The following is a 12,197-nucleotide window of genomic DNA, read 5'->3' as shown; positions in this document are numbered from 1 at the left end:
CGCTTAATTTAATTTAACTTTTTGTCCATCTAGAAGGGTTTGCAATCCTGCAGTTGCTATTTTTTGACCTTCTTCTAATCCTGTTTTAATAATAAATCCTTCAGAAGTTAATTCGCCTAGTTTTACAGGCTGTTTTTTTATAGTGTAACTATCTTCTGAGCCTTGGATTAAAAACACAAATCTGTTGTCGCCATCCTCACCAACACTTACTGGTGGAATAACCAATTGCTTTTCGTTTGAAACAACTGACCCAAAATCAAAAACGACACTTGCTGCCATTCCACTCTTAATTCGTTCATCTTTATCAATAATGGTTACTCTTATTGGGTAAGTTGATGTATTATTATCTAAGGATGACGATACTTCAGAAACTAGAGCATCAAATATTTTATCTTCAATTGCTGTAAAAGAAACTTTTACTGGCATGTCTTTATGAACATTATTAATTACACTTTCTGGTAATCCTATTTCAATTTCAATTGCTGTACCTGCATTTAAAACTCCTATAGTTTGACCTGGGGACACATTTTCATCAACTTCTGCAACTACAGAGGCTATAGAGCCATCTTCTGGTGCATATAAATATCCGAATTTTATTTGTTCCTCTTGAATTGCAACACTTCGTTTTGATGATTCAAAACTTGCAACTGCTGTTCTATAAGAATTCTTTGCAGATTCATAATCGCTTAAAGATGTACTCCCTTTTTCAAATAAAGTCCTTACTCTATTTAAACTTAATTTTGCTGTATTCATTTGAGATTCAGCACTATTTTTAGACTCAATAGCACTTTCATAATTAAGTCTAGCTTGCACATTATCTAGTTGTGATAATAAATCACCTTTTTTTACTTTCTGACCTAGTTTCATGTCAAGCATTACAATAATACCAGTGTTTCTAAAACTTAAATTTATAATCTTCTCTGTTTTTGCTGTACCACTAAATCCTCTTGTTTTTTCTCCACCAGATAATTTAACTTCTGTGTATTTTACAGGTCGAAATACTTCTTTAGTTACTTCTTCATTTTTTTTTCCACAACTAGAAATCAATATCAAGCCTGCTAGGGATAGTAATTTAAACATTTTTATATACTTCATAATTCTTTTATTAATTGTCAGTTAAGTTATTTTCAAATTCTAAAAAACGAGCAATAAATGCTTGTTTTTCCTCTTCAGTTTCAAGTAAAAAGAAATTCCCTAAATATCTTTCTAATTGTAAGGAACTTAATAAATAATTATATGTTGCTGTTGAACTTTCTAATTGGGCTTGTAAATAATTGTTTTGTGCATCTAATAATTGCACAATATTTACTGCTCCATTAGCATAAGATGTTTGCGTTAAATCTAATACTTCTCTTGCTGTTTCTTCAAACACTTTAGATAACTCAATATTTGAAATTTGGTTTATAAGCTGTAAAACAGCATCGTTGATATTTCTCTCAATAGTTAATTTATAACTTTCTGTAGTTGTTTGTATCTGCTCCTTTTGAATGGTGGCAATTTGCTGATTTATATTTTGTTTGTTTTGATTAAATATAGGAAGAGACAAACTCACACCAACATTATAAAACCCATCTGGTGGTGTAGTAAATATAGGAGGAAACGTACTTCCTTCTCCAGATCTACTAAATGTATAATTGTATTGTCCTTGTAATGCTAAGGTTGGTAAAAATCTTCCTGTTCCATATAGTTTTTCACTTCTTTCTGTTGCTTTTAAATTAAAGTCGAGAGACTTTAATTCTGGTGAATTTGCTAATCCTTCTTGAACAAGAAAAGCAATAAAAGGTTCTCTAAGTTTAGGACTATCTAAAAACTCACTAAATTGATGATAATTATAATTTTTAAAAACACCTTCGTTTAATTCGGTATCATTTACATCTATTTTAGTTGAAATAGGATTGTTTAATATTTCATTTAATTGTAAATACCCTTGTTGAAGTAAGTTGTAAGCTTCAATATCTTGCTGAACGTTCTGAACAAGTTCACTTCTAAACCTTAAAACATCTGATTTACCAGTCTGTCCTGCTTCAAAATTCTGTTCTGCTATTTGTAAGTTTCGCTTTGTTAAATCTAAGTTTTTATTCTGTATTAGAAAATTTGCTTTTAAAATAAGTGCATTAAAATAAGCTGTTGTTGCATTAAAAACCGTATTTAATTCTTCACTATTATAATTCTCTTTTTGAGCTTCATATAAAGCTTTTTGTATGCTAATATTTGCATTAGCAGATTCAGAAAAAATGGTTTGAGACAAAGAAATATTCCCACTTGTTGTTAATTCTGGGTTTTGTCCATTAGAAGCTGCTGCCATTTCAGGATCTACATAGTTTCCAGAAACACTCCCAAAAACATCTGGCAAATAATTACTTTTAGCATATTTTACATCCTCATCTGAAATTAACACATCTTGCTTAAATGTTTTAAGAATTAAATTTTCTTCAATAGATTCTTTCATAACGTCTACTAAAGAATACTTTTTATCAACATACGTTAATGAAAAATCTCCAACAAAATTTGTTGATGGAACTAAACTATATTTAAGTGGAATTCCAATTCTATTGGCTGTATTAATATTTAGAGTTAAGCTTTTATTTAATTCCAATAACGTTGAAACTTCTTCAAACTCTTCGCCAACTACAATAGACTCTACACTTAATGCAACTCTTCTATAAAATTGTTCGTAACTTGATTGGTCATTATTAGTAGCTAATAATCCAAATTCTACATCTCTGGCATGTGTTGAAGTAAAAGATGCTATTTTTTTATCTATTAAAACTTCTGCTAAGCGTTTAATTTCATTTTCCGTAAAATAAAAACCTCCTACCAGATATACTGCATCAAACCCATCTACATTATTTATTATATCTTCTAAATTTTTATACGTTATAAATTCTAAATCTACTTCTAATTCTTTTTCTATGTCTGTAAATACTTGATCAACAATTTCACTATTTAAAAATTCTTGTTCAATAAGAACTCCAATTCTTTTAGGGGCTACTAGTTCATTTAAAATATGTAAATCTTCTTGATATGATAGTATGGTAACAATTGAAGTAAAATTTTTAATTTTTTTAGGAGAACTAAATTGCGATCTCTCTAAAAGTTTATCACTTACTACACCAAATAAAATAGTTGGTTTTTCATAAGTATTTATTTCAGTTAAAACTTCATTGTTAAAGTTACCAAAAGCTATAATAATATCTACTTTATTAGTAATAAGTTTATAATTTTCTAATGCAAGTTGTTCGTTATTATTATTAACAAGTCTGTATTCTTTAGAAAATTCTATAATTGCATCTTCACCTACTACATCTGTAATTTCTTCCTCAAGATGGTCTAATAATAAATCTGTTTCGACTGAGCTTTTATCTAAAAGAAATCCAACTTTAAAAGTTTTAGTTTGACTAAAACTAATTGCATTTATTGCAAATAAAAAAATGATACATAATATGAAGCGCATTTCTCTGTTATTTTTAGGCTTAATTTTGATAAAAATAATATTTAATTAATTACAAACACCGATAAACGATGGTGTTTTTTAACTTTTTTACTTTACTAAAAGTATACTAAGAAACAAGTATAGAAGAAAACCAATCCCAATATTTAGAATTTTAATAGTATTTTTGAACATCTAAACTAACATAAATTCTCATTATCAAATGATAAACAAACAACACATTATAAATCGATTTATAAGCTATGTAACTATCGATACAGAGTCCGATCCAAAAAGTGATACCACACCAAGTACAGCCAAACAATGGGATTTAGCCAATAAATTAGTTAAAGAACTAAAAACTATTGGTATGCAAGATATTACTATAGATAATAACGCATACATTATGGCAACGTTACCAAGTAATGTATCTCACCATGTTCCAACCATAGGATTTATTTCGCATTTTGATACCACACCAGATTTTACAGGAGCCAATGTAAAACCACAAATTGTTGAGAATTATAATGGAAAAGAAATAATTTTAAATGCTGAAGAAGACATTGTATTATCACCAGATTATTTTGAAGACTTATTACTTTACAAAGGTCAAACACTTATAACTACAGATGGCACAACCCTTTTAGGAGCTGATGATAAAGCTGGAATTACAGAAATTATTTCGGCTATGGAATACTTAATAAATCATCCAGAAATTAAACATGGTCCTATTCGTGTAGGTTTTACTCCAGATGAAGAAATTGGTCGTGGTGCTCACAAATTTGATGTTGAAAAGTTTGGAGCAGATTGGGCTTATACCATGGATGGCAGCCAAATTGGCGAATTGGAATATGAGAATTTTAATGCTGCTGGAGCTGTTGTAAAAGTAAAAGGAAAAATTGTGCATCCTGGTTATGCTAAAGGAAAAATGGTGAATTCTATGTATATAGCAACCGAGTTTATAAACTCGTTACCAAGACTAGAAACACCAGAACATACAGAAGGTTACGAAGGCTTTTTTCACTTATACTCTATTCAAGGTGAAGTTGAAGAGACGGTTTTAGAATACATTATTAGAGATCATGATAGAGAACATTTTGAAGCCAGAAAAGAAGTCATGTTAAAATTAACCAACGATATTAATGAGCAATATGAAAGAGAGGTAATTACTACGGAAATAAAAGATCAATATTTTAATATGAAAGAAAAGGTAGAACCTGTTATGCACATTGTAGATATTGCTGAAGAAGCTATGAAACAATTAGACATCAAGCCATTAATTAAAGCTATTCGTGGTGGCACAGATGGTTCTCAATTAAGTTATATGGGATTACCTTGTCCTAACATTTTTGCTGGAGGCCACAACTTTCATGGACGTTATGAATATGTTCCAGTTGAAAGCATGATAAAGGCCACTGAAGTTATTTGTAAAATTGCTGAGTTGACAGCACTTAAAAAATAAATTTACTAGTTTGAAAAAAATATCCTCTGTAGAAGAATACATTGAAAACCATGCTCAATTTGGTGAATCATTAAATATCCTAAGAGATATTATTAATATTACCGAATTGGAAGAAACCATTAAATGGAGTTCTCCTGTTTATGCTTTAGATGGTAAAAATGTAGTTGGACTTGGTGCTTTTAAAAATCATTTTGGAATTTGGTTTTTTAATGGAGTCTTTTTAAAAGATGGAAACAAGCTTTTAGAGCAAGCTCAAGAAAAAACTAAAGGATTAAGACAAATGCGTTTTAATTCTATAGATGATATTGATAAAAATATTGTTTTAGCTTATATAAAAGAAGCTATAGAAAACCAGAAGTTAGGCAAAGAAATAAAACCAGAACGCAAAGGTAAATCGGTTACTATCCCTAAAGAACTTTTAAATGAGTTAAATGCTAATTCAGCCTTATTTGATGCCTTTAAATTGCTTACACTAGGAAAACAACGTGAGTATTGCGAGCATATAGAAACAGCAAAAAAAAATGCTACTAAATTATCTAGAATAGAAAAAATAAAACCAATGATTTTAAAAGGCATTGGTTTACATGACAAGTATAAAAATTGCTAGCTAGTCTACAATAAAAAACGATAATTCAACGATAACAAAAAGGACTTTCTATTACCCAATATACCACCTTCCGTTCTTAACTGCCAATGTTTGTTAAATTGAAATTGGGCTCCAAGAATACCATTCCATTTTTGTTCCACTTGTTTATCAAGACCATACTTAATTATCGCACTTCCATCTGCCGCTTCCAGACGATCTATAATTGGTGTTAGAACACGATCGGCAATTACTTTTTCTGGAATGGTAGCTTCATTATCATACCAATCATTATAATTAGCTACAATTTGATCCCTTTTAGTACCATCTGAAGACGGTAAGGCTTCACTTAATAATAACTGCCCAGAAGTATCATTTCCTGTTTCCATAAACATAGCACCTACCCAAACTGCAAAATTACTTTGAGGTTTGTTATTAAAAACGAAACTGTGTCCAATTCTAATTCCAACAACTCTAACTGGAACTGCTTTATCTAATAATTCCGGTTTATTCCAAGTAAAATTGGCATCCAATGAGAAAAATACAGGTCCTAATCCTCCAGCTGCCATGATTCCAATACCGTAAGTAGATATATTTTGTTCAACAACCGAACGCAAATTTATTGGATAAACTAAATTTACTTCTGTTCTTGTTTGTCCATATCCTAAAAGGCCATACACGTTTAGAAAGGGAAATACCCAAACATCTGGTCGGAAATTGACACTATAAGATGTATTTGTATTATTACCAAATTGAATAAAATCAATAGGTGTTAAACCTATATCAACATTACTTGTTTCAAGACCTAATTGAAGGTTAGTAATAGATATTCCTTGATCCATCCAAACAAAATTAGCCATAACGCCAATAGGATAAGGTATATCGAATCCTTTAGAATATGCTTTTTTTCCCCAAATAGGAAAAAACTGATCATAATTTACATGTTTTAAGCTGTCTCTATAGGCTTCGAATTTAGGTCTAATTTTAGTTTTTGGTTGTTGCGCTTGAATTGACTGAACAAAAAAGCAGGCAATTAAATTTATAAGAATAAGGTGTTTCAATTTCATATTTAACTTTTCAATTCAGATTTTAATGGTGTTTTAGTAGTATCCTTACTTTCACGTGCTTTCATACTTTTTTTAGCTCCTATTGGTCAAGTAACAGATAGAAACAGATACCAAAAAATAATTTATTATTTAACTATATATACTAACTGAATCTACATATACTCCATCTTCATTTATTAAATCAACTCCAGCTGCTTCTATATCAGATTCACTAAATTTATTGATTCCTAATTTATATTTCACCAATACATTGGTAAATATATGGATTTTTTTTACTTTGAATAAAATAAAATCCAAAATAAAAGTTGTAAATATATAGGAAGCATCCAATCCTGATATGGCTGACCAATTTAAACCACCTTCAATTATAAATTCTAAATCTGTAGAATTTAATTTATCTCCAAATATCAAGGATAAAAGTACTTGAGAAGTTGCTGTATGAATTGCAAACAAAAGAATTAAACTACATAGAATTATTTTTTATGATTACAAATTTTAAAGTACTAATATTGCTGATTTATATAAAAAATACAAAAAAACCATTCAAACAAATGAATGGTTTTTTTTTAAAAATTTACATGTAATATTATTTTTCTATTTTATTGAGTTTTTTACTCATTTCCATAGAAATTGCAGATTTATCGAATTTAATTTTTCCTGCTAATGTTTCAATAACACAACTAGCATCATTATCATTTAATTCAACAACCTTACCATGCATGCCACTTTTGGTAATTACTTTATCGCCACGTTTTAATTCTGCAGCGAATTTTTTTTCTTGTTTTTGTCGTTTCATTTGTGGTGCAATCATAAAGAAATACACAACTACAAACATTAAAATAAACGGCAAAAAACTACTAATACCTTCTCCCATTTAATTAATCGTGGTTATGACCTTCGTGACCAGGTTGCGTACTAGATTTTTTTGGTGCTCCAGCTGCAGGTGCTGCCATTGGGCTACCTCCAATTGCAGGAGCTTGAGCTTGTGCTTTTACTGGTGCATTAGGATCTGGCTTTACAAAAGCAGAAATAGTTACAGTTTCTTTACCAGTTTCAGTATTTGCAGTAATTGTAACTGTTTTAGATACTTTATTTGCTCCTGATCCATTAAACTTAACTGTAAAATGTCCTTTATCTCCTGGATTTAATGGCTCTTTACTCCAGTCTTGAGGAACGGTACATCCACAAGAACTTTTAATATCTGTAATTACTAAAGGAGATTCTCCTGTATTAGTGTAATTAAAAACAGTTTCTACATTCTCTTTAGCTTCAATTTCGCCAAAATCATGTGTTGTTTTGTCAAATGTAATTACTGGAAATTTTGATGAATTAGCATCTCTTTCTGCTGCAACTGCAACATTTTCTTCATTAATTTTTTTCGAAGCATCTTCTTTACAAGAAGTAAATGCTATTAAACATAGAGCTGATAACCCTAAGATTGCTTTTTTCATAATAAATTATTTTTTTAAATTAAGATTGTAAAAGTAATAATTATTTCTAATTACATCAACCCTCTACCTGTTTTATTTAAAGTATCGCTTTCTTGATATTCTTTAACTAGCTTATCCAAAATACCATTTATAAAAATACTACTCTTAGGAGTAGAGTATTCTTTGGCTATTTCTAAATACTCATTTATAGTTACTTTTACTGGTATAGTCGGGAATTTTTGTATTTCGCAAATAGCCATTTTTAAGAGCACTGTATCTAAACTTGCTATTCTTTCTGTGTCCCAATTTTGTGTTTTATCTTGAATTATTTCACCGAATTTAAATTGATTAAGAAGCGTTTTTTTAAATAAATCTATGGCATATTCATTGTCTTCTATATCTTTATATAGTTTTGGTAAAAAATATGCTTCATTAGACTGTTCTTTAACCTTGCGCAATAGTTTTAAAATGGCAGTGTTTACAACTGGCAAATCGTCTATCCAAGTTAAGTTTTTATCTTCAAGATAGTCGTATAGCTTATTATTTGGAGCTATAATTTCGCTAAATATATCAATAACAAACTTTTTATCTTCTTTAAAATTAGATGTTTTGGTTTGCATATATTCAGAATATAATTCGCTTGCTAAAATTTCACGAAAAATAATTTCAACGTATTCTGAATCTAACTCCCAATTACTAATTTTTCGTCGTTCGAATTCGTCATTAAGAAGAACATTGTTTTTTAACATAAGAAGCACCTGATTGTTTATCAGCTTCTTATTTGGATTTTTCTCCTCTTTTGTTGCTAAATGTTTTTTACTCGATTTTTCTAAATGGTCTTCTGCTCTTTTTTGAACTTCAATAAGTAAAGACATCATTAATAAATACAAGTTGTAAATATTATCTAGACTGTATAATAAGAACTTTTGTTCTTTATCAAAACTATCGCTTTCTCCTCCTTGAAAGGAATAAATAGTTTGCATGACTTTTATTCTAATATGTCTTCTGTTAAGCATATGTACAAAGAACTTTAATAAATTAATATGTTTTTGAAATTAACTTAAAAGTTGATTTCAATTTAATTTTTAATTAAAGAGGCGAAAGTTAAGATCAACTTTCGCCTCGCAAAAATAATATTATTTTAAAGAATTATCTCTTATTCTCTTTTTTTCTTGTCTCAATTCTATTTTGAGCAATGTTCAATGCTGCGTGATTTGTAGTAATATTATGTGTTTTAGCATTAGTTAATATCTCTAACGTTGTGTTATAAATATTCTCGGTTTTACGCATAATTTCTTTTTTATCGTAACCTTCTAACTCTGCATACACATTAATAATTCCACCTGCATTAATTAAAAAATCTGGTGCATAGACAATATTTCTTTCTTGAAGTATCTTTCCATGCTTTTCTTCAACAGCTAATTGGTTGTTTGCTGCTCCGGCAATCACTTTTGCTTTTAATTTATAGATGGTATCATCATTTATTGTTGCTCCAAGTGCACAAGGTGCATAGATATCCATATCCTCAGAATACAAGTCGTTTCCACCATAAATGGTAACACCATATTTCTTTTTAATAGCTTCTAGACGATCTTGGCTAATATCTGCAATAGTTACTTTAGCCCCTTCGTCTACTAAATGCTCTACAAGTGCTTCTCCAACATTACCAATACCTTGAACAAAAATGTTTTTATCTTCTAATACATCTGAACCAAATTTAAATTTAGCTGCTGCTTTCATTCCCATAAAAACACCATAAGCAGTTATAGGAGATGGATTTCCAGCTCCACCTAATTCTTCTGAAATACCAGTAACATAAGGTGTTACTTGTCTTACCAAATCCATATCAGATGTTTCCATTCCAACATCTTCAGCTGTAATATATCTTCCACTTAATGAATGAACAAATTCACCGAATTTTTTCATCAACTCTGGAGTTTTTTGAGTTTTAGCATCACCAATAATAACGGCTTTACCTCCTCCTAAATTTAAACCTGTAATTGCAGACTTAAAAGTCATTCCTCTTGATAAACGAAGTACATCGTTTAAGGCTTCCCATTCGTTGGTATAATTCCACATTCTAGTTCCACCAAGTGCTGGACCTAATACTGTATTGTGGATTCCAATTATTGCTTTTAATCCTGTATCTTTGTCGTTGCAAAACACAACTTGCTCATGATTATCAAATGAAAGTTGACCAAAAACTGGGTCTGCTTTGTGAAGTTCGTTTGCGTTGATAACGTCTGTAACCATTTAATTATTTATTTAATGTTAAAGGTTGTGTTTAATGATTTTTTAAAAACAACGCGCAAAATTAATCCATTATTAAGGTTTACACAAATTATTAATGATAAAATGCGAAATTGTTAAAAACTTTATCTGTTTTAAAAAGCTAAATGAAAGAATTACAACACCTTAATAAGTATTTTTTTAAATATAAATGGCAACTAATTATTGGTATTTTAATTACCATCGTTTCAAAAATATTTCTCTTATTCACTCCTGAGCTTATTGGCTCTTCTATAGATGTTGTTAACGACTATATTCAAGGTGTTATTACAGATAAAGCTGTTGTAAAAAAAGAATTGCTAATTAATATTCTATATATTATTGGAGCTGCTTTAATAACTGGAATTTTGACATTTTTTATGAGACAGACTATTATTAATGTCTCTCGATATATTGAATTCGATTTAAAAAATGAAATCTATCAGCATTATCAGAAACTCTCACTAAAGTTTTATAAAAATAATAGAACTGGAGATTTAATGAATAGAATTAGTGAAGATGTTGGACGTGTACGTATGTATGTTGGCCCAGCGATTATGTATAGTATCAACACCATTACTTTATTTGTTATCTCTATTGGTTTTATGTACAAACAAGCTCCTTCATTAACATTATATACTATTATTCCTTTACCAATATTATCGTTTATTATATATAAATTAAGCAAAGAAATTCATAGACGCAGCACGATAGTTCAAGAATATTTATCTCACTTATCTTCTTCAACACAAGAAACCTTTAGCGGTATTTCTATTATAAAAGCTTACGGTTTAGAAGATCAAACTTCTAATAATTTTAATGAATTATCTCAAACCAGTAAACAGAAGCAACTAAACCTTGTTAAAATAAATGCTTTTTTCTTTCCAATGATGATTTTACTTATTGGTATAAGTAATTTGATTGTAATTTATATTGGAGGATTACAATACATTAATGGCGAAATAACATTAGGTGTTATTACCAAATTTATTATTTATGTAAATATGTTAACTTGGCCTGTAGCTACAGTAGGTTGGGTAACTTCAATTGTTCAGCAAGCAGAAGCTTCACAAAAACGAATTAATGAGTTTTTAAATATAACACCTGAGATTAAAAATACCATATTAGAACCATCAAAAATCACTGGAAATATAGAATTTAAAAATGTTCATTTTACATATAGCGATACCAATATTGAAGCTCTAAAAGGAATTTCGTTTATTTTAGAACAAGGTAAATCTTTAGCTATTATTGGTAAAACTGGCTCTGGCAAATCAACTATTTTAGATTTAATTGGAAGACTTTATGATATTGATTCTGGTGAATTACTAATAGATAACACACCTATAGACAAACTAAATTTAACTAGTTTAAGAGATAGTATAGGCTATGTACCTCAAGATGCTTTTTTATTTTCTGACACAATAAATAACAATATTAAGTTTGGAAAAGAAGATGCAACAGAAGATGAAGTTATTCAAGCAGCCAAATATGCCCAAGTACATAAAAATATTATGGGTTTCTCTAAAGGTTATAATACTATTTTAGGCGAAAGAGGCATCACACTTTCTGGTGGACAAAAACAACGTGTTTCTATTGCAAGAGCCATCATTAAGGATCCAAAAATTCTATTACTAGACGATTCCCTTTCTGCTGTAGACACAGAAACTGAAGAGAAAATTTTAAAACATTTAAATAATTTGGCTAAAGATAAAACTACAATAATTGTAAGTCATCGTGTTTCTTCTGCTAAAAATGCTGATAAAATAATTGTTCTAGACAAAGGGAAAATAGTTCAATCTGGAAGTCATGAATCTTTATTAAATGTTGATGGCTTTTACAAACACCTTTATTTAAAGCAGCTAAGTGAAACTTCTAGCACTAACAATTAAACTTGTTAAACACTTCATTTTCACTATATAGAAGTAAAGCTTTCTTAATTAATTCAATAAGAATA

The 12,197-nt window shown here is 29.5% G+C and carries 11 protein-coding genes; 3 read left to right on the top strand and 8 right to left on the bottom strand.

Annotation, left to right across the window (positions count from 1 at the left end):
- Positions 1-3: 3 nt before the first annotated feature.
- Positions 4-1,095, bottom strand: coding sequence for an efflux RND transporter periplasmic adaptor subunit (locus tag FVF61_RS06895; RefSeq protein ID WP_233586729.1), 1,092 nt, complete (start codon positions 1,093-1,095; stop codon positions 4-6).
- A 10-nt stretch (positions 1,096-1,105) separates the two neighbouring features.
- Positions 1,106-3,454 (bottom strand): TolC family protein, encoded by a 2,349-nt coding sequence (locus FVF61_RS06890; protein ID WP_148454714.1) that lies wholly within the window; start codon positions 3,452-3,454, stop codon positions 1,106-1,108.
- A 199-nt stretch (positions 3,455-3,653) separates the two neighbouring features.
- Here FVF61_RS06890 and pepT point away from each other — a divergent pair, with 199 nt between their 5' ends.
- Together pepT and FVF61_RS06880 are read left to right on the top strand one after the other, a co-directional pair.
- Positions 3,654-4,892 (top strand): peptidase T, encoded by a 1,239-nt coding sequence (pepT, locus tag FVF61_RS06885; RefSeq protein WP_148454712.1) that lies wholly within the window; start codon positions 3,654-3,656, stop codon positions 4,890-4,892.
- A 10-nt stretch (positions 4,893-4,902) separates the two neighbouring features.
- A complete protein-coding gene (locus FVF61_RS06880; protein WP_148454710.1) occupies positions 4,903-5,499 on the top strand; it encodes a YdeI/OmpD-associated family protein in 597 nt (198 codons plus the stop codon).
- Positions 5,500-5,504: 5 nt separating this feature from the next.
- On the opposite strand, the gene FVF61_RS06875 is transcribed toward FVF61_RS06880, so the two are convergent.
- The 6 genes from FVF61_RS06875 to FVF61_RS06850 form a co-directional block, all read right to left on the bottom strand.
- Complete coding sequence (locus tag FVF61_RS06875; RefSeq protein ID WP_148454708.1) at positions 5,505-6,542, bottom strand: hypothetical protein; 1,038 nt, start codon at positions 6,540-6,542, stop codon at positions 5,505-5,507.
- Positions 6,543-6,671: 129 nt separating this feature from the next.
- Complete coding sequence (locus FVF61_RS06870) at positions 6,672-6,995, bottom strand: hypothetical protein (protein WP_148454706.1); 324 nt, start codon at positions 6,993-6,995, stop codon at positions 6,672-6,674.
- Between the two features lie 133 nt (positions 6,996-7,128).
- Entirely contained in the window at positions 7,129-7,416 is a 288-nt protein-coding gene (gene yajC, locus FVF61_RS06865) for a preprotein translocase subunit YajC (RefSeq protein WP_148454704.1), read from the bottom strand.
- 4 nt (positions 7,417-7,420) lie between these two features.
- Positions 7,421-7,993 (bottom strand): DUF1573 domain-containing protein, encoded by a 573-nt coding sequence (locus FVF61_RS06860; RefSeq protein WP_148454702.1) that lies wholly within the window; start codon positions 7,991-7,993, stop codon positions 7,421-7,423.
- Between the two features lie 50 nt (positions 7,994-8,043).
- Entirely contained in the window at positions 8,044-8,988 is a 945-nt protein-coding gene (gene nusB, locus FVF61_RS06855) for a transcription antitermination factor NusB (protein WP_148454700.1), read from the bottom strand.
- 133 nt (positions 8,989-9,121) lie between these two features.
- The gene (locus FVF61_RS06850) at positions 9,122-10,225 is read right to left on the bottom strand and encodes a Glu/Leu/Phe/Val family dehydrogenase (RefSeq protein WP_148454698.1); all 1,104 of its coding nucleotides are present in this window, start codon (positions 10,223-10,225) and stop codon (positions 9,122-9,124) included.
- 143 nt (positions 10,226-10,368) lie between these two features.
- Here FVF61_RS06850 and FVF61_RS06845 point away from each other — a divergent pair, with 143 nt between their 5' ends.
- Entirely contained in the window at positions 10,369-12,132 is a 1,764-nt protein-coding gene (locus tag FVF61_RS06845) for an ABC transporter ATP-binding protein (RefSeq protein WP_148454696.1), read from the top strand.
- Positions 12,133-12,197 lie beyond the last annotated feature (65 nt).

The sequence above is a fragment of the Xanthomarina maritima genome (genome assembly GCF_008084905.1).
GTDB classification, from domain to species: domain Bacteria; phylum Bacteroidota; class Bacteroidia; order Flavobacteriales; family Flavobacteriaceae; genus Xanthomarina; species Xanthomarina maritima.
This window is presented reverse-complemented; position numbering and strand designations above follow the sequence as displayed.

Coding starts and splice junctions, on each gene's coding strand:
- FVF61_RS06895 (WP_233586729.1), bottom strand. CDS start 1,095: ATGAAGTATATAAAAATGTTTAAATTACTATCCCTAGCAGGCTTGATA.
- FVF61_RS06890 (WP_148454714.1), bottom strand. CDS start 3,454: ATGCGCTTCATATTATGTATCATTTTTTTATTTGCAATAAATGCAATT.
- pepT (WP_148454712.1), top strand. CDS start 3,654: ATGATAAACAAACAACACATTATAAATCGATTTATAAGCTATGTAACT.
- FVF61_RS06875 (WP_148454708.1), bottom strand. CDS start 6,542: ATGAAATTGAAACACCTTATTCTTATAAATTTAATTGCCTGCTTTTTT.
- yajC (WP_148454704.1), bottom strand. CDS start 7,416: ATGGGAGAAGGTATTAGTAGTTTTTTGCCGTTTATTTTAATGTTTGTA.
- FVF61_RS06860 (WP_148454702.1), bottom strand. CDS start 7,993: ATGAAAAAAGCAATCTTAGGGTTATCAGCTCTATGTTTAATAGCATTT.
- nusB (WP_148454700.1), bottom strand. CDS start 8,988: ATGCTTAACAGAAGACATATTAGAATAAAAGTCATGCAAACTATTTAT.
- FVF61_RS06850 (WP_148454698.1), bottom strand. CDS start 10,225: ATGGTTACAGACGTTATCAACGCAAACGAACTTCACAAAGCAGACCCA.
- FVF61_RS06845 (WP_148454696.1), top strand. CDS start 10,369: ATGAAAGAATTACAACACCTTAATAAGTATTTTTTTAAATATAAATGG.